Source organism: Kribbella flavida DSM 17836, from assembly GCF_000024345.1.
Taxonomy (GTDB): domain Bacteria; phylum Actinomycetota; class Actinomycetes; order Propionibacteriales; family Kribbellaceae; genus Kribbella; species Kribbella flavida.
Window position 1 is genome coordinate 3031807 of record NC_013729.1, and the last position, 17035, is coordinate 3048841.

At 71.1% G+C, this 17035-nt stretch carries 15 protein-coding genes; 8 read left to right on the forward strand and 7 right to left on the reverse strand.

Going from position 1 to position 17035, the window contains the following annotated elements; all coding sequences use genetic code 11:
- Window positions 1–78 precede the first annotated feature (78 nt).
- Together KFLA_RS14165 and KFLA_RS14170 are read right to left on the reverse strand one after the other, a co-directional pair.
- Window positions 79–1386 carry a phytoene desaturase family protein gene (locus KFLA_RS14165; protein WP_012920482.1) on the reverse strand — a complete coding sequence of 436 codons (1308 nt, stop codon included), beginning with the start codon at window positions 1384–1386 and terminating at the stop codon, window positions 79–81.
- On the reverse strand, window positions 1386–1997 hold the full coding sequence (locus tag KFLA_RS14170; protein WP_012920483.1) for a DUF4126 domain-containing protein: 612 nt from the start codon (window positions 1995–1997) through the stop codon (window positions 1386–1388). Before KFLA_RS14170 ends, KFLA_RS14165 begins: the two co-directional genes overlap by 1 nt.
- A 167-nt stretch (window positions 1998–2164) precedes the next feature.
- Between KFLA_RS14170 and KFLA_RS14175 the strand changes: the two genes are divergently transcribed.
- Window positions 2165–4081, forward strand: coding sequence for an N-acetylmuramoyl-L-alanine amidase (locus KFLA_RS14175; protein ID WP_012920484.1), 1917 nt, complete (start codon window positions 2165–2167; stop codon window positions 4079–4081).
- 198 nt (window positions 4082–4279) lie between these two features.
- On the opposite strand, the gene KFLA_RS14180 is transcribed toward KFLA_RS14175, so the two are convergent.
- The 3 genes from KFLA_RS14180 to KFLA_RS14190 are packed head-to-tail and all read right to left on the reverse strand — an operon-like array spanning window position 4280 to window position 6519.
- Complete coding sequence (locus KFLA_RS14180) at window positions 4280–4750, reverse strand: YbaK/EbsC family protein (protein WP_012920485.1); 471 nt, start codon at window positions 4748–4750, stop codon at window positions 4280–4282.
- Window positions 4751–4808: 58 nt separating this feature from the next.
- Window positions 4809–5840 (reverse strand): DUF4037 domain-containing protein, encoded by a 1032-nt coding sequence (locus KFLA_RS14185; protein ID WP_012920486.1) that lies wholly within the window; start codon window positions 5838–5840, stop codon window positions 4809–4811.
- Window positions 5841–5892: 52 nt separating this feature from the next.
- Window positions 5893–6519, reverse strand: a complete 627-nt coding sequence (locus KFLA_RS14190) for a DM13 domain-containing protein (protein ID WP_012920487.1) — start codon at window positions 6517–6519, stop codon at window positions 5893–5895.
- A 361-nt stretch (window positions 6520–6880) separates the two neighbouring features.
- Here KFLA_RS14190 and KFLA_RS14195 point away from each other — a divergent pair, with 361 nt between their 5' ends.
- The 7 genes from KFLA_RS14195 (at window position 6881) to KFLA_RS38315 (ending at window position 13225) form a co-directional block, all read left to right on the forward strand.
- A complete protein-coding gene (locus KFLA_RS14195) occupies window positions 6881–7237 on the forward strand; it encodes a DUF6504 family protein (RefSeq protein ID WP_012920488.1) in 357 nt (118 codons plus the stop codon).
- The gene (locus tag KFLA_RS14200; protein ID WP_012920489.1) at window positions 7234–7707 is read left to right on the forward strand and encodes an SAV_6107 family HEPN domain-containing protein; all 474 of its coding nucleotides are present in this window, start codon (window positions 7234–7236) and stop codon (window positions 7705–7707) included. Before KFLA_RS14195 ends, KFLA_RS14200 begins: the two co-directional genes overlap by 4 nt.
- A gap of 944 nt (window positions 7708–8651) precedes the next feature.
- The gene (locus KFLA_RS14205) at window positions 8652–9206 is read left to right on the forward strand and encodes an RNA polymerase sigma factor (protein ID WP_237706805.1); all 555 of its coding nucleotides are present in this window, start codon (window positions 8652–8654) and stop codon (window positions 9204–9206) included.
- A complete protein-coding gene (locus tag KFLA_RS14210; protein ID WP_012920491.1) occupies window positions 9203–10216 on the forward strand; it encodes a hypothetical protein in 1014 nt (337 codons plus the stop codon). Before KFLA_RS14205 ends, KFLA_RS14210 begins: the two co-directional genes overlap by 4 nt.
- A 796-nt stretch (window positions 10217–11012) precedes the next feature.
- The gene (locus KFLA_RS14215) at window positions 11013–11759 is read left to right on the forward strand and encodes a class I SAM-dependent methyltransferase (RefSeq protein ID WP_012920492.1); all 747 of its coding nucleotides are present in this window, start codon (window positions 11013–11015) and stop codon (window positions 11757–11759) included.
- A gap of 300 nt (window positions 11760–12059) precedes the next feature.
- On the forward strand, window positions 12060–12536 hold the full coding sequence (locus KFLA_RS14220) for a DUF3040 domain-containing protein (RefSeq protein WP_237706806.1): 477 nt from the start codon (window positions 12060–12062) through the stop codon (window positions 12534–12536).
- 209 nt (window positions 12537–12745) lie between these two features.
- A complete protein-coding gene (locus KFLA_RS38315; RefSeq protein ID WP_012920494.1) occupies window positions 12746–13225 on the forward strand; it encodes a DUF6458 family protein in 480 nt (159 codons plus the stop codon).
- Window positions 13226–13357: 132 nt separating this feature from the next.
- Here KFLA_RS38315 and KFLA_RS14230 read toward each other — a convergent pair whose 3' ends face one another.
- A complete protein-coding gene (locus KFLA_RS14230) occupies window positions 13358–15724 on the reverse strand; it encodes a transglutaminase TgpA family protein (RefSeq protein WP_012920495.1) in 2367 nt (788 codons plus the stop codon).
- A gap of 22 nt (window positions 15725–15746) precedes the next feature.
- Complete coding sequence (locus tag KFLA_RS14235; RefSeq protein ID WP_012920496.1) at window positions 15747–17033, reverse strand: DUF58 domain-containing protein; 1287 nt, start codon at window positions 17031–17033, stop codon at window positions 15747–15749.
- Window positions 17034–17035 lie beyond the last annotated feature (2 nt).

Here is a 17035-nt window from a genome sequence, read left to right on the forward strand (position 1 = left end):
TCCCCCGACACGGAACACATGAACGATCAATCTTAGTGCGCGCTTGCGGCCGACCCCAGGCCGGTCCCACCGCGAGCTTCAGGCCTTGCCGACGGCGTCGGCCACGACGGCCGCGCCGAGCGTCGTCGCGGGCACCCCGCCGCCGGGATGCGCGCCCGCGCCGACGCAGTACAGGCCTTTGACCGGTGAGGTGTTCGCGGCCCGGCGACGGGCCGTCCGGTACCCCTCCCAGGCGACGCCGGCCCACCACGACGCGGACGTCTGGCGGGAGACGACCTTGTCCCGGATGTGCAGCCCGCGGGCGACCAGCAGGTCGATCACGTCGTCGGTGGGGTAGCCGTGCACCAGCACCGACCAGGCCTGGTGACCTGCCGGCGCCTGCCCACCGGTGCGGACGGTGACCGTCGGCGCCCCGTGCAGCACGGTCTCGAAGGGCAGCTCCGGCAGCGGCTCCCGCAGCCCGAGATGGACGACGTACGCCGCCTGGGCCTGGTGCGTGCGCTCGACCTGCTTGCGGACCTTCTTGGCCGCCGGGTCGGTGACGAGCTGGGTGTAGAGCACCCGGGGATCGACGTCGCTCACCACGACTTCGGCCGGCAGCTCGGTTCCGTCGACCAGCCGGACCCCGGCGACCGCGCCGTCCCGGGTGGCGACCGACGCCACCTCGGTGCCGGTGCGGACGTCGATCTTGCGCTCGACCGCGCGCTGGGCCAGGGCGTCCGCGACCGCGCCGAAGCCGCCGGCGACGGTCCAGCGGCCGAAGGTGCGTTCGAGGTAGGACCAGACGCCGACGTAGCCGGGCGTCAGCCGGGCCTCGGAGCCCTGCTGGACGGCGTAGTAGTGCAGGACGGCCCGCGTCCGGTCGTCGTCGAGCCGGCGCGCGGCGACCTTCTCGAGCGACTGCCACGGCTTGAGCGCGCGGATCGCGGGGAGCGGCAGCCGGTCCATCAGCGGCGGCTCCAGCGAGGTCTTGCGCAGGATCTGCCAGGTCTCGCCGTAGCTGTCGACCAGTTCGGTCCAGCGCTGGGCGGATCTCTCGCCGGCCAAGTCGGTCCACGCCTCGAGTTGCGCCGAGCGGTCGCCGATCGGCAGGTCGAGCACGGAGCCGTCGCCGAACAGGTGCCGCCGCGGCGTGGTGACCGGATCCAGCTGGACCAGGCTCTCGATCGGCCGGCCGGACTTGCGGAACAAGTCGCGCAGCGCGGCCGGCAGCGTCGTACTGGCGGCGCCGGCGTCCCAGCTGAAGCCGTCGGCCTCGACCCGGCCCAGCGCGCCGCCGAGGCGGTCCTCGGCCTCGCAAACGGTGACCTGGTGGCCGAGCTTGGCCAGTCGTACGGCGGCGGCGAGACCGGCGAGGCCGGCCCCGATGACGATCACGCGGGCCATCAGAGGGTGCTGCTCCCAGTCGCTGGATTGCTTCGTCCCGTCCGCCAGGCCCGGAACCTGACCAGGCCGCGCCGGATCGCGCGCAGCGCGAGGTAGACGCCGATCAGCCCGATCACCAGCAGCACGCAGGCCACGATCAGGGCGGCGGTCGGGTGGAACGCGGCCAGCGACACCACGCCGAGCACGGCGACGTCCTCGCCGGACGAGGCGGCGATGTTGGTCACCGGCTCGGGGGAGGTGTTGATCGCCAGCCGCAGGCTCGACTTGATCAGGTGCGAGAGCAGCGCGACCAGGCCGCCGGTGGTGGCGGCGACCGCCTGCTGCAGGTTGCTCGCGTCGCCGGCCATCAGCGCGCCGATCACCGCCCCGACGGTCGGCCGGATCAGCGTGGAGACGGTGTCCCAGGCCGAGTCGACGTAGGGGATCTTGTCCGCGACGAACTCGACCGCGAACAGGGCGCCGGCGGCGATCAGCACGCCGTTCCCGGTCAGTGCGGTGGGCACGTCGTCGACGTCGGCGAACCGGCCGAGCAGTCCGAGCACCAGCACGCAGGCGTACGCGTTGATCCCGCTCGCCCAGCCGGTGGTGAACGCCAACGGCAACGCTTCCATGCTGCTCCTGTACCCCTCTGCCGCCGCCCCGAGCGACCACTGTCGGTCACTATCGAACCGTGAGGCCCGAATCTTAGTTAACCGTTGACATCCGCTCGGCCCCGACCGAGAGTGAACGGGCTGCCGGTCTGTGTGACCGCCACACCCCAGATCAGGGAGATACGAACATGCGTCGTCGTCCGAAGATTCTCGCCGCACTGGCAGTGGTAGCGCTGCCCATGGCCTTGACCGGCGTGTCGTCCGGCGGTCCACCGCCCGCTGTCGCGTCCGTCCCCAGCCCTGGCCTCGCCGCCGCGTTCCAGTCCGCCGCACAACAGTACGGCGTACCGGAGTCGGTGCTGCTGGCCGTGTCCTACGCGCAGACGCGCTGGGACGACCATGGGGGTGCCTCGAGCACGTCGGGCGGCTACGGGCCGATGCACCTGACCGGCGTCGAGCCCACTGCGCTGGTGGAGCGCTCGGCCGGGCAGAAGCTCGCCAAGGCCGACTCGCTGCGCACGCTGTACACCGCCTCCGACCTGACCGGCCTGGACCCGGTCGCCCTGCGCAAGGACCCGGCGACGAACATCGCCGGTGGCGCCGCGCTGCTCGCGTCGTACCAGAAGTCGCTGGGGCTGCCCGTCGGCGCCGACACCTCGCCCGCCGACTGGTACGGCGCCATCGCGTCGTACTCCGGTTCGCCGGACCAGGTCGGCGCCGCGACCTTCGCCGACGACGTCTACGCGATCCTGGCCGCCGGTGCGAGCCGGACGACGAACACCGGGCAGCAGGTGAGCATGCCGGCGGTGAAGGTGTCCCCGCTGCGCGACCAGCTGACCCGGCTGAAGCTGAAGGGCGGCCCGGCGCGTCCCGCGAAGTCCGAGGCGGAGTGCCCGCGCTCGCTGGCCTGCGAGTGGCTGCCCTCGCCGTACCAGGACCTCGGCAACGGTGACTACGGCAACCACGACAAGGCGAACCGGCCGGAGACCGGCAAGATCAACTACATCATCGTGCACGACACGGAGACCAGCTGGCAGGGCACGCTACGCCTGGTGCAGGACCCGACGTACGTGAGCTGGCAGTACACGATGCGCTCGTCCGACGGACAGATCTGGCAGCACGTGAAGGCCAAGGACGTCGCCTGGCATGCCGGCAACTGGTACATGAACATGCACAGCATCGGCATCGAGCACGAGGGCTACGCCGCGCAGGGCGCAACCTGGTACACCGAGGCGCTCTACCGCAACTCGGCGCGGCTGGTGCGCTACCTGGCGGAGAAGCACGACATCCCGCTGGACCGCGCGCACATCATCGGTCACGACGAGATCCCGGGCACGCTGCCGACCACGGTGGCCGGCATGCACTGGGACCCGGGACCGTACTGGGACTGGGAGCGCTACTTCGAGCTGCTCGAGGCGCCGATCTACGGGCGCAGCGTGTTCCCGGTGAAGGCCGGCTCGATCGTGACGATCAAGCCCGGTTTCGACGACAACGTCCAGGTGCTCACCAACTGCACCGGTCCCGGCACCACCTGCACGCCGCAGGGCACGAACTTCGTCTACCTGCGCCAGGCGCCGGACGACGCCGCCCCGCTGGTGAAGGACATCGGGCTGCGGCCCAACGCGCCGGCGTCCACCACGCAGGTGTCGGACATCGGGGCCCGTGCGGGCGCCGGCTCGCGGTACGTCGTGGCGCAGCGCTCGGGTGACTGGGTGGCGGTCTGGTACCTCGGCGACCTGGCCTGGTTCAAGAGTCCCGCCTCGAACCCCGACGCCTTCGCGAAGCCCGGCCTCGTGGTGAAGCCGAAGCCCGGCAAGACCACGGTCCCGGTCTACGGCCGCGCGTACCCGGAGCAGGCGGCGTACCCGGCGGGCATTCCGTACCAGCCGGTGACCCCGCTGCAGTACTCGATCAAGGCCGGCCAGGCGTACCCGGTGGGTGACGCGAGCATCGAGACCGACTACTACCGAGCCACCACCTTCGACGGCCAGCCGCCCACCGACCACGTCCAGGTCCTCGGCAACGACCGCTACTACCAGATTTGGTTCGGCCACCGGCTGGCCTACGTCCGCGCCGCCGACGTAGACCTCCGCCCGGCGTTCTGACCTTCCGGAGTTCGAGCGAATGACCGACGAAGCCGTCCAGCGCCTGCTGGACGGCTTCGTCGTCTCCATCACCACAACACTGCGGTGATCGGCGCTACCGCATCCCCGCGGGCCGGCGCTCGCTGCGCTGGCGTCTGCGGCGTGCGGAGCTCACCCGTAGCTACCTCCGGGACCGGATTCCGGCTGCCGCGTCCGGAATCAGTTGACGGCGACCGGGATGCCGTTGGTGAGGTGGAGGAGTTCCTGGTAGGTGGTGGGGAAGACCGAGTGCGGGATGCCGGCTGCTGCCCAGACCACGGCGTACTGGTCGAGGGTGGTGTCGACCAGCGTGCGGACGGGTGCGGGGTGGCCTACTGGGGCGACCCCGCCGATGGGCTGGCCGGTGTGCTGCTTCACGAACTCCGGCGTGGCCCGCTTGAGCTTGGTGAGGCCGAGCTCGGCGGCGATCTTCCCGGTGTCGACCCGGTGGGCGCCGGAGGTCAGGATCAGCACCGGCTCGCCGTCGCCGTCGAAGATCAGGCTGTTGGCGATCGCCCCGACCTCGCAGCCGAGCTGCGCCGCCGCGGCCGCCGCGGTGGGCGCCGCCTCGTCGAGGATCCGGATCTCGCCGGTCGCACCGGCCGCCCGCAACGCGTCGGCCACGCGCTGCACGTTGGGATGACTACTCACGCTCTGGATTCCTTGCCTTCTCGTTGTCCTGACATCGCTTCGTGCCTGGGCAGCCCGGTCACGGCCGCCCGTCGTACAGGGTGACCAGCCGTCGGTAGGCGACTGGATTGCTCAGCAGATCGGTGCTGTCGGCACATTGATCGATCGACCCGACCAGCTCCAGGCCACGCAGCCGCGGATCCCGCACCCGTCCGACGCACGCCTCGGCGAACCGCTCGGCCCCGAGGACCGTCGCCGGCCGGTCGTGGAACTGCCGCGGCGCCGGGTCCACCTCGTCGGTGATCCCCAGCGCGTTGTGCCGCCGCGCCAGCAGCCCGTACGCCGTGACCAGCGCTCGCTCGCGATCCGGCAGGTCGTCCGCCGCCAGCGCGTCAGCCAGGACCTCGTCGAGCCCGTCCTCGTGCCCGAGCCGCGCGAACGCCGTACCGAGCCATTTCGAGTACGGCGCGTAGGTGCGGCGCAACAGCAACGCCAGCCGCATCGCGTCGCGCACCAGTCGAGCCGCGAGCACCCGGGACCCCAGGTCGTCGCCGACCTCGTGGGTGCGCTGGACGAACGGCTCCTCCTGCGCGATCCGCGACCACTGGCAGGCGAGCATCCAGAGCCACACGTCGTCCGGGTACCACTGAAGGGCATCGCGGATCGGCTGCAGCCGGCCGTCGTCGGCGTACACGCGGCCGGCGACGACGCCGAGCAGTTTCTGCTGCGGCGTGATCAGCCAGTCCGGCGTACTGATTCCGGCGCTCGCGTCGAAGCCGAGGTGGTCGACGAGCCACCCGGCGACCGTGCTCACGGTGACGTGGTGCACGGGGTGCTGGGTGTCCCAGCCGAACCTGACGGGATACCCGCGGTACTCGTCGGGCAGGTTCTCGTCGATCAGCGCGGTGACCCGCTCGACTTCGCCTGCGTCGACGAACACGTGCAACCTGGGCCCCCAGCCGTGGTCCGTCGACCGGGCCGTGTCGTAGCCGAGGACATCGGATCCCCAGCCGAGCAGGCCTGCGGCGTACGGGCGGTCGCCGAGCAGCGGCCGGATCACCTCGGCATGGAAGTTGTCGCCGAGCTCGCGCGCCGAGATGAACGTCGTCATGGCAACGACCCTAGTTGCGGGCGTCGGCGGGAGCACATCCGTTGTCGGCGGCTCAGGTCGCGGCGAGTTGCGCGGCGCCGAACGAGACGTTGAACCGGTCGCACCAGATCGAGACGCTGCGGAAACCGGACAGGTCGAGCTCGGCGGGGATGACGTAGTTCTGCCGGCCGCGGTTGCCCTTGAGCTTGCCGAGGTTGTGGTAGCTGCCGTCGTCGAACACGTGCCAGCCCGCCCTGCCCGGCAGGACCGGGGCGTCGCTCAGCCAGACCTTCAGGTCGGGCCCGTCGGAGGTGTCGAGGTCCTCCAGGCGCAGGATGCGCGAGCCGTCCGCGAGCCGGACGATCGAGACCGTGCCGGAGGTGTCGTGCTCGTGGGTGATCAGGCTGCCGCGGCTGAGGACGACCGGCCCGGACGCGCTGGGGCTTGCCGGGGCAGGGGTGGGGCTGGTACGGCGGCCGCCGGAAATTGTCGGTGGCGCCGGTGAGGATGTCGGTATGGAAAGCGGAGCAGCCTTCGGACCGGTGCTGGGGCCGGTGCTGACGGCGTCGGGCAGCGCCTCGTCGACGACCTTGTCGGTGAACACGCGCCACGGCTGGAAGAGCGGCAGGGTCACGGCCGCGACGACGGCTGTCCCGGCGAGCAGGCTCAGGCCGGCCAGCCGGCGTTTCGAGGGGGCCATCGGATCACTCGCTTTCGTTCGGGGCCTCCGGGCCGGTGCGCGCGGAGGGGTGGCACCAGTCTGGCCGGACGAGCGGCCGGGTGGGACGCGCCGGGGATTACGGCCCGTTGACGGTTGCCGACCGACGGCGCTACGCTTTCAGTGTTCGAACAGATGTTCGATTGCCTCGGACCCGGCGTCGTCGGGAGGCCGGCCCGGGGCGATCGGCACAACTGCTCGGCTCCGGTGCGGAGTTGCGGCCGCATCGGTTACCGGTGGTCCCGGTGGGCCGGGCGCCGAGGTGGACCTCGACCCCCACCTGGCGCCCACCCACCGGGCCACTGACCAGGGGAAGAAGTCGGCACACAGGAGGCGATGGAGCATGTGGGAGTTCGACGAGGCCGTCGAGGTGCGTTCGGGCGTCGTGGACGGCATCGAGTCTCCGGAGCAGTTCCTGTGGCGCGGGCGGTTGTGGCGGGTGTGTTCCGTCGAGGCCCGCTGGGTGGAGACCGCCGCCTGGTGGGAGCGCGGCGTGATCGGCTCCGGCGTAGGTGCGACGGCGACCGTGGCTGCGGGTTCCTCTGCGGCCGTCGGGGTGCTGGACGCCGACTGGGGACCGCAGCGTGCGGTCTACCGAGTGGAAGCAGGCTGCGGCCGGCACGGTCGGCGCGAGATGTTCGACCTCGCGCACGACCCGGACTCCGGCCGCTGGCAACTGGAGAGGGTGAGTGATCGATGACCGTGTCCCCGGTTTCCCCGGCAGCCGCCGGTTCGGCCAGCCGCGACCTGTCGCGCGCCCGGGCCGCCCTGGCCGAGGCCCGCGAGACGAGCGACCACCTGCTCAAGTATTCGAGCGCCCACGTCGCCGCCCTGCGCGTCGCCGCCGCCGTCCTGGCGGTCCGCGCCCGGCCGGTTCGCTCGGGCCCGCGCCGCCGGGTCCAGCGCAACGCCTGGGTGCTGCTGTCCGAGGTCGCCCCGGAGTTCGGCGAGTGGGCCACCTTCTTCGCCGCCGGCGCCGCCCAGCGCGCCGCCGCCGAAGCCGGCCTCGAACGCGCCGTCACCACCCGCGAGGCCGACGACCTGATCCGCGCCGTGGAAACCTTCTACGACCTGGTCGAGTCCAGCCTCCGCCTGGCCACCCAGCCCACCCTGCCCGAGTACTCCAACCCCCAGTCGGTCCTGGCCCAGCCTTGGATGCAGGCCAGCTGATCGCAGCCGCGCACGCGCCCTGGGCGAGATGCTGGACAGGACCACGGCAACAACCTCAGCTCTAACCCCACCTCCACCCCCAGCAGCCGGTCGGCGCCGCCCCGCCCCCGGCTCCCCGAAGGCCCCCGGCCCAACCGCTTGGGGCCTTTCGGGCGCCCGGCACTCATTCGCGGCCGACGCTGTTGCTCGACCATCAGCACGACGCCTTCCGGCACGAGCAGAGATGAACACCGCCGACATCCGGTGCTCCGGCCCGACCCGTTCCACCGAGCCCACGTGCGCGTTCCCTACACCACCGAACTGCGCCGCCCAGGCTGAATCACCCGCCACTTCCGGGCATCGCAGTCCCCTAGGCGCTGAACTGAAACACGGCCGCACGTCGTGGCCTCCTGTCCGCAGTTTGCCCGCCCTGCGTTGAACGAGCTGCCCCGCGACTGCTGCCTCTGCCGCACAACTCCACCGGCGGCTCGAACACTGCTTGCGGGTGCGGGGCCACCACGCGCAGCATCACCGGCCGCAAGTCGAACCTTGCGATGCCTTCAGCAACATTCTTCGGAAGACCGGAGTACGCCGTCCGCTGGTCCGCGATGGGGGAGACCGGCTTGTCGGCCGGGAATCGAACTCGGCGCTCGTCGAAGGCGTCGCATCCACGTGCGGTTCGTGATGAAGGTGCACGGTCGGCTCGCAGGACGCTTGGCCGAGTGGCGCCAGTTCGAGCGTGAGCGGCGGCTCGGACCGGGCGAGTGGCGCCAGTTCGAGCATGAGCGACCGCCCGACGTGTCCAGCTGCGGCGATGTCGCCATCCAGGACCCTTACCCCCCGACCTCCGTCCGCCAACGAGGCAGAAGAAGCCGTCGGTGGGGTGTAACGACCGCGGTGCTGCCGGACATGGGGTGGGCATGACGAGTACATCCGGTTCGCCACCTGTGGCGCAGATTCGTGCCGTGCCGGAGTCCGAGGCCAGGTTCCGGCAGTTGTTCGACGAGCAGTACCGCGGGTTGCTCGGCTACGCGCTGCGGCGGGTCGCTTCGCCCGACGACGCCGCGGACGTCGTCGCGGAGACGATGCTGGTGGCCTGGCGCCGGATCGACGAGGTGCCCGACGACGGGACCGCACGGTTGTGGCTGTACGGCGTGGCACGCCGGGTCGTCGCCAACCACCGACGCGGTCAGCTCCGGCGAGGGCGGTTGGCTGCCCGTCTGCACCACTCGGTCGCCGAGATCACCCCGGATCCGGCGGCGTTGTCCGACGCGACCACCATCGTCCGGCAAGGGTTGGCCGCGTTGAGTGAGGACGACCGCGAACTGCTCATGCTCATCGCCTGGGACGGACTGGAACCGCGGGAGGCAGCGACCGTGCTCGGCGTACCGGCACGCACGGTCCGGACTCGGTTGCACCGAGCGCGCGCCCGATTGCAGCGATTGATCGGAGACGCCTTCGACCGTGACGGACAAGTACGGGAACGGCAGCACCCGCGACCAGCCGAGGAGGACCGGTGAACGACAGCGAATTCGACCGTCTGGTGGCGCGTGCCAACCCGTACGGCGCCGACAATCTTCGGCAGGTGCCGGACGAGGCCGCCGCATCCGAGCTGTTGGAGGCCATTCTGAACACCGACGCACCAGCACCCAGACTCAAGCCGGCCACCCGGCGCAGGCCGTTCATCGCGATCGCGGCGGCAGCAGCCGCTGCGGTGATCGCCGCCGCCTCCGGAGTGTTCCTTCCCGAGAACAACCCGGCCGCGCCGGTCTCGGCGTACGGCGCCGAGCTCCGGGCGGCGACCGATGCCACCCCCCGGCTGCTGATCGACGATCCGGCCTGGACGATCGCCGACATACCGCAGTTCACCGCCAAGGAGGGCGAGATCAAGTTCAGGTCGGGCCGGCAGATGTTCCAGGTGAACTGGCGTGCCAAGGAGGGCTACGGCGTGCGCGGGGAGGTCGGGCCGCGCGGCACGATCACACTGCTCGGCCAGACCGGCCCGCTGTACTCGAGCGGCATGTCCACCGACTTCGAGGCCTACCTGCCACCGAAGGGCGACTACTACCTGACCATCCGCGCCGACCTCGGGTCGGAGGCGAAGTTCCGGAGCGTGGCGGCGAAGCTGAAGACCGTCGACACCGACACCTGGCTGGACGCGATGCCGGCCGCCATCGTGAAGCAGTCCGACGCGCCGCGGGTGGTCGACGAGATGCTCGCCGACGTTCCGACTCCGAAGGGATTCGATCGCGCGCCCTTGCTCAAGGTGCTCGTGCTCGAGCGGTACCAGTTCGGCGCGATGGTCATCAACGCGGTCACCTGCACCTGGCACGAGCAGTGGTTGGCTGCGAAGAAGACCGGCGACAAGGCCAAGGAGAAGGAGGTCGTCACAGCTCTCGCGGGGAGCCGGTCCTGGAAGGTTCTGCAGGAGATGGCTCGCCGGGGTCGCTATTCGGACGGCATCTGGGATCTGGGAGACGGCCTGGTGAAGGGCAAAGACCTGGCGAGGCGCTGGGCAAACGTCTGCTGACGACATCACCTGACAACGCGGCGCCACGCCAGGCGCCGCGCTGTCGCGCGCTGAGCGCCTCGCATCCGCCGCTCGCGCCTTGCGCTGCGCCCCTCGCGCCCTGCACTGAGCACATCGCGCCCCGCGCCCCTACCTCGCGCCGACCGCCTTGCCACCTAACACCTTGCGCTTCGCGCACCTACCTTGCGCCTTGCGCTTCGCGCACCTCCCGCCTTGCCCTTCGCGCACCTACCTCGCGCCGGCCGCCTTGCCACCTCACACCTTGCGCTGCGCGCACCTACCCTCCGCCCGGCGCCTTGCGGTTCGCGCACCCCCCGCGTTGCGCTGTGCGCACCTACCTCGCGCCGGGCGCCTTGCGCTTCGCGCACTTCACGTCTTGCGCTGCGCGCACTCCACGTCTTGCGCTGCGGACCTCGTGCGCCGGGCTGCGCGCACCTACCTCGCGCCCGGCGGCTTGCGCACCTCACGCCTTGCGCTGCGCGCGCCTACCTCGCGCCCGGCGGCTTGCGCTTCGCGCACCTCGCGCCTTGCGCGCCTACCCCGCGCCCGGCGCCCTGCGCTGCGCGCACCTACCTCGCGCCCGGCGCCTCGCTTCGCGCCCCTCGCGCCTCGCCGCCATGGATGCCGCCGTTCGAGGTCAGACCGAGCGCGGCCGCCTCGTCCGGCGTTCCGGTCCATACCGGGGGATGCAGCACCGATGTGGCTCGACGAGCGGTGGTGTGGGGGAGCGGATGCAGCTGTCGCAGGGCAAGTAGGGTGTGGGGCGCAAGGTGTCCGGTACTGGGAGGGGTGTCTGATGGGCGACCGACGTCGGCGTTCGATGCGGACGGCGCTGGTGGCCGAGGCGCTTCGGGTTGCGCTGGCCGGGCGGATCCGGACCGATCCCGCCGCGGGCCTCGACATCGTCGACCTGGGTGGCGGTACGGGCGGGTTCGCGGTGCCGCTGGCGGTGGAGGGGCACCGGGTGACGGTGGTCGACCCGAGCCCGGACGCGCTGGCCTCCCTGGAACGCCGGGCCAGCGACGAAGGCGTCAGCGAACTCGTGCGTGGTGTGCAGGGCGACGCGGCGGAGTTGCCCGAGGTGGCCGGCAAGTCGACGGCCGACGCGGTGCTGTGTCACGGCGTGCTCGAGGTCGTCGACGATCCGGTGCAGGCGTTGCAGGCGATGGGTTCGGTCCTGCGCGACGGCGGGGTGCTGAGTCTTCTGGTTGCCCAGCGCAACGCTGTGGTGCTGGCCCGGGCCCTGGCGGGGCACCTGGCCGAGGCCCGGACGGCGCTGCAGGACCCGGACGGGCGATGGGGGCCGGCCGATCCGATGCCGCGGCGGTTCGACGAGGCGGGCATCGTGGCGCAGTTGGCCGAGGCCGGCTTCATGGTGCACACGGTGCACGGCGTACGGACGTTCGCGGACCTGGTCCCCGCTGCGTTCGTCGACTCCGAGCCCGGGGCCACCGAGGCGCTCGCCGACCTGGAACGCGCCGCCAGCCAGCACCCGGCCTTCCGGGCGCTCGCGCCGCAGCTCCACATCCTCGCCACCCGGTAGCTGCGCCGTCGACCGGCTGAGGGACGACGGGCGGGCGCGTTTACTCACGTCGTCGGCGCAACGTAACGACCGAAGGGTGGCTCTGAGGTGTCGGTGGCATTGCTGTGTCGGCTACGGCCTGTGCTGGGCGACACGCCGAGGCGCCCGGCGATCTGACCGTGCCGCAGAGGCACCAACCGGCTTTTCAGGCGGCAAACCCCACCGCGGATCGGGCGCGGAAGCGGTTCCGACGCTGTTCGGCGAGTCGTCACCGCCCGGAGTTGCCGGACCGTGACGCGCGGGACAGGCGGTCAGGGTTTCGTGGACCGCACCGGCGGCCTAGACTGGACTCGGCCTATCGAGATCGCGCTCACCATGGAGGGATCGACGGTGCCCCTCTCGGAAGAAGAGCAGCGCCAGTTCGAGCAGCTCGAACGTGCCCTCGCTGCGGAAGACCCGAAGTTCGTTTCCGCCATGCGAGGCACCAATGTGCGCTTGTACTACAAGCGCCGGGCAGTTCTTGCCGGCGTTGGATTCGTGCTGGGCATCGCCATCCTGATGGCCGGCGCGATCATTCCCAACACCATCATCGGAGTCATCGGCTTCGTGGTGATGGTCGCCTGCCTGTACGTCGCGGCGCTGAGCATGAAGCGGATCAGCAACACCAGCGACAGCGACGACCTGCCGCCGCCTCCGCCTCCGTCGTCCAGGAAGCACCGGACCAGGCACGACTCGTCCGGCAGTTTCATGGAGCGGATGGAAGACCGCTGGCGGCGCCGCCGCGACGAGGACCTCTGACGGCGCAGCCGCTCACCGGCTGAGCACACTCTCGGACCACACCCGCGCACCTGCGCCGGGTGTGATTCTGTCTCTGCCAGCGACTCCTGCCTGAGGCTGGCGGTCCGCTCTGCGGGACCGATACATCACTCCCGGTCACTGTGGGTACCGGACCACCGCACGCGACAGGGTGGCCGAGGCCGCCGCGGTGGCCGGTTAGGGAGTGAAGCATGAGTATCGGGGTCGGGATCTTTCTGATCGCCGTGGGCGCGATTCTCGCCTTCGGCATCCGGGACGACGAGGCGGGAGCGGTCAACCTGACCGTGGTCGGGGTGGTCGTGATGCTGGCGGGGGCGGCCGGGATCTGGCTGTCCTACAAGATCACCAACGACCGGCGGCGGGTCCGGACCGACGCGATCGATCCGGCGGTCGAGGAGCAGTACCGGACCATCGAGGCCGGGCACGATCACGACCACGTCGAGCACCACACCCGGATCGAGCATCACCCGGAGGGCCGCCGCCCGACGCCGAAGCCGGCGGTGCAGCCCACGGTGCAACCCACGGAGACCGTCCGGCACACCGAGACGGTGCAGCAGCCGGTCGAACCGGTCCCCGGCACGGCGTCCCAGGAGCCGGTGGCGACCGAGCGCACCGTCGAGCTGGACCCCAGCGCCAGCGGCCTGCCGGAACAGCCGCGCCGCCGCAGCTGATCGATCACGGTCAACGAGCCGGCTCTCGGCCGGCCCCAAGGGTGAGCGGAGCGACAAGGACTCCTCAGCAGATAACCCCCTGAGCCAATGAACTGCTCCACAACCGGCTCAGGGGGTTCTTCGTGGTTCCGATCAGTCGGCGTGCCGTCCGCGGCGGGGGACCAGCACCGACCTGATCCGCGCCAGCAGCAGGTCGAACTCGTCCAGCAGGTCCGACGCCTCCGCGCTGCCCCGGTTCAGGTACCAGCGCCACGACGGCGGCAGCAGCCTGGCCCGCCAGCGTTGCACAAGTTTCGCCTGGCTCCACAGCGCCTTCCGCACGTCAGCGGTCTCGCTGCGAAGATCCACCGCGCCGTCCGCCAGCCCGGCGTACCGGACGGCTTCCAGTCCGCGGGCGAGACGCCGCGCCTGCGGCTGTACGTCGGCCGGCACTCGTTCGGCCAGCCAGTCGCCGACCTGGCGCGGGGTAGAGGCGTCGGACCAGTCCAGACCGAGATCGCGGCAGGTGTCGCGGATCTCCGCCCACAGGCCCTCGACCCCGACCCGGCCCGGCGGACGAGCGAACCGCCGCCGCGTGGTCAGTACCCGGATCAGCCAGGGGATGCCCAGCACCAGCACGACGAGCAGCCCGATGCCGATCGCCTTCGCGCCACCGTTGGTGAACCAGTTGCCGGTGTCGACCACCGCGACGCCGCTGTCGTCGGGAAGGTCACGGTCGGCGCCGCCGCGCTCGAGGTCCGGGTTCTCGGACTGGCCCGGCGTGGTGGGTGCGGTGGTCGGGGCGGTCGTCGGCGTGTTCGGGACGGGCGCGGCCGCCTCGGTCCAGGTCGGCGTGGTCGCCACCCGGGCCGACGGGGTCGGCTCGAAACGGATCCAGCCGAGGCCCTGGAAGTACAGCTCCGGCCAGGCGTGCATGTCGTGCATCCGGACGATGTACTCACCGTCCTTGCCGGCCTGGCCCGGCAGGAAGCCGATCCCGACCCGGGACGGGATACCGAGCACCCGCGCCATCAGCGCCATGCCGGTGGCGAACTGCTCGCAGTAGCCGACCCGGTCCTTCAGCAGGAAGCTGCGCAGCGCGGGCATCCCGCTCTGCTGGTTGGTCTCCGTGCTGTAGGTGAAGTCGCCGCTGCTGCGGAACCAGTTCTGCAGCAGCACCGCCTGCTGGAACGAGTTGCCGTTCGCGTCGGCCGTGACCTGCTTGGTGAGCTCCTGGATCTGCTGCATGCCTCTCGACGGCACCTGGCTGGTGTACTGGTCGGGCTCGGCGCCCGGTTCGGCGGCTTGCAGCTGCTCCGGCGTGGGCTGCAGCTGGTAGGCCTGCAGGTTGTAGTCCTTACCACCGACGACTCCGCCGTTGGCTGAGACCACGTCCAGCGAGCTCGGGTTGAACCGCCAGCGGTCCTTCAGCGAGATCGACCGCAGCGGGTACGGCACCGGCGCGAAGGACGACCGGAAGTTCCGGGTCACCTCGACCTTCATCTTGGTGGTCGGCACCTTGCTCAGGTCGCCGTTGTAGCCCGGCGGCGGGCTGAGATCGGCGTTGGTGATCTTCTGGCCCTGGGTCCGGTGCGAGATCCGCCACGCGTTGCCGTCGAACACGTCGAGCGCGGTCAGCCGCAGGTACGTGCCGCCGGCCGGCCCGCCGGTGTAGGTCAGGGCGGTCACGTTGTCGCCGCGCTTGAGGTTCTTGCCCATGTCCAGCATCGGGTCGGTCGCCGAGATCGACGCGCCGATCCCGGAGCCCGAGCCGCCGCCGGCCAGACCGTTGCCGACCACGCTTTCCGGCAGCGCCGGGAGCAGCGCGGGCAGCACCGTCGCCAGCGCGACCACGCTGAGTCCGATCCGGCGACCGGCCTGGCCGAGCGCCGATGCCTCGATCGGTCCGGCAGCGTCCAGGTGGGTGACGCCGGAGATGCGCCGGCCCCAGCGGCTGAGCCTCGTCCGGCCCTCGGCCGACAGCAGCACGATGTAGCCGACGGCCGGCGGGATGAACAGCATCGCCGGCAGACCGCCGTGCACCGTCGCGGCCGGCACTGTGTACATGGTGAGCAGCAGCAGACCGGCCCAGGCGGCCTGACGGAGCTGCACGGCGATCAGATGAATCAGCAACCCGGTCGCAGCGATCACCGACGCGGCGAACAGCGTCAGGTGGTCCTCCGGCGGCAACGGCGCGCTGAAGCGGTTGATCGCGTTCATCGCGTCGACCATCTGCTGGTTGAACTCGAGCGCGGTCTCCCGCCACGGCACCACGCCGAACCGCAGCGTGTCGCGCAGGAAGATCAGCGCCAGCACCTCGACCAGCACCACGAGCTGCACGATCGGTACGACGATGCGCGGCGCCCGCAGGTTCTGCAGGCCGATGCCGACGCCGGTGACGATCGCGCACAGGAACGCGCTGATGAACACGAACGGCCCGGAGAACACCGGCACGAGCACCAGCGAGCCGAGCACCGTCGCCACCCAGGCGGCGATCGAGATCCTCACGTGTCCGGTCACTGGGGTTTCCTTCCGCTTCTCACTAGGCGATCCGTCCGCTGCGCAGTCCGAGGCCGGACCACACGGTGGGCAGGTGGTCGCCGCGCCGCACCCTGGCGACCCGCCAGCCGTTGCGGCGCAGCTCCTGCTCGGTGACGTCGGTGGCGGTGGCGAGCCGGCCGGCCTTCTCGGTGCCTTCGGCCCCGGCGGCCCAGGTCGCCGCGTCCAGCAGCAGCGCGACGCCGGTCGCCTGCCCGGTCCGCCAGCGGTTCAGGGTGACGATGTCGTCGGAGCTGCAGGCGCCGACGATAGCGATCGCCAGGCTCGGCTCCTGGACGTGCCGGTCCACGGTGAGCAGCGGGCTGATCTCGGCGTACTTGTGCTCCTCCACCGTCGCGCACTCGGTCAGCAGTTGCTGCGTGGTGAGCGGCTGGTGGACGGCGGTCGAGCTGCGGTGGGCGATGGCCGACAGCGTGGTCGGTCCGCCGAGCAGGGTGGTGACGTAGCCGCGGTGGATCCGGTCCGCGCCGATCGAGGCGGCCGCGCTGACCGACCACTCCAGGCTGGACGACGGCCCGTGCCCGTGGTGGGAGACGGTCCGGGCGTCCAGGAAGATCGAGCACCGGCTCTGCCACGGCTGCTCCTCCCGGCGCACCATCAGCGAGCCACGCCGAGCGGTGGAGCGCCAGTGCACGCGGCGCAGGTCGTCACCGTCGCGGTACTCGCGCACGGTTGCGTCCTCCTCGCCGGCCGCGGCGATCGCCCGCGGCCGGTTCTCGCCCGAGCCGGCCCGGTCGGAGCCCAGCCGGACCTCGGGCAACTTCTGCACGCGCGGCGTGACCAGCAGGTGCTGGCTGCGCGCGAAGGTACGGCTGGTCTCGACCAGACCGAAGGGGTCGGCGACGGTGAGCATCAGCGGCCCCACCTGGAACAGCCCGCGCACGTCCGACTTGATCGGGTAGGTGACCGTGCGCTTCCAGTTCGGGCTGACCCGGTCGACGACGAACCGCGGCCGGTGACCGAGCACGTACGGGATCCTGTCCTCCAGCAGTAACAGCCCAGCCGGCATCCGGCCCTGGTTGCTGAGCGCGAGCTCCACCGTGGCCTGGGTCCCGACCGGGACCTGATCCGGAGACAGGCTGCGCCGCACCTGCAGCCTCAGCCTGGTCCGGCCGACCACCAGAGCGGCCACCAGCGGCAGAGCGACCAGCAGGACGCCGACGCGCAGCAGGTCCTTCTGGCCGAGCAGCAGAGCGCACAGCGACGCTGTGATCCCGGCTGCGACAAAAGCTCGTCCGCGGGTGGTCAGTCCGCGCAGTGCCTGCCTCATGG

Coding starts and splice junctions, on each gene's coding strand:
- KFLA_RS14165 (WP_012920482.1), bottom strand. CDS start 1,386: ATGGCCCGCGTGATCGTCATCGGGGCCGGCCTCGCCGGTCTCGCCGCC.
- KFLA_RS14170 (WP_012920483.1), bottom strand. CDS start 1,997: ATGGAAGCGTTGCCGTTGGCGTTCACCACCGGCTGGGCGAGCGGGATC.
- KFLA_RS14175 (WP_012920484.1), top strand. CDS start 2,165: ATGCGTCGTCGTCCGAAGATTCTCGCCGCACTGGCAGTGGTAGCGCTG.
- KFLA_RS14185 (WP_012920486.1), bottom strand. CDS start 5,840: ATGACGACGTTCATCTCGGCGCGCGAGCTCGGCGACAACTTCCATGCC.
- KFLA_RS14190 (WP_012920487.1), bottom strand. CDS start 6,519: ATGGCCCCCTCGAAACGCCGGCTGGCCGGCCTGAGCCTGCTCGCCGGG.
- KFLA_RS14195 (WP_012920488.1), top strand. CDS start 6,881: ATGTGGGAGTTCGACGAGGCCGTCGAGGTGCGTTCGGGCGTCGTGGAC.
- KFLA_RS14200 (WP_012920489.1), top strand. CDS start 7,234: ATGACCGTGTCCCCGGTTTCCCCGGCAGCCGCCGGTTCGGCCAGCCGC.
- KFLA_RS14215 (WP_012920492.1), top strand. CDS start 11,013: ATGGGCGACCGACGTCGGCGTTCGATGCGGACGGCGCTGGTGGCCGAG.
- KFLA_RS38315 (WP_012920494.1), top strand. CDS start 12,746: ATGAGTATCGGGGTCGGGATCTTTCTGATCGCCGTGGGCGCGATTCTC.
- KFLA_RS14235 (WP_012920496.1), bottom strand. CDS start 17,033: ATGAGGCAGGCACTGCGCGGACTGACCACCCGCGGACGAGCTTTTGTC.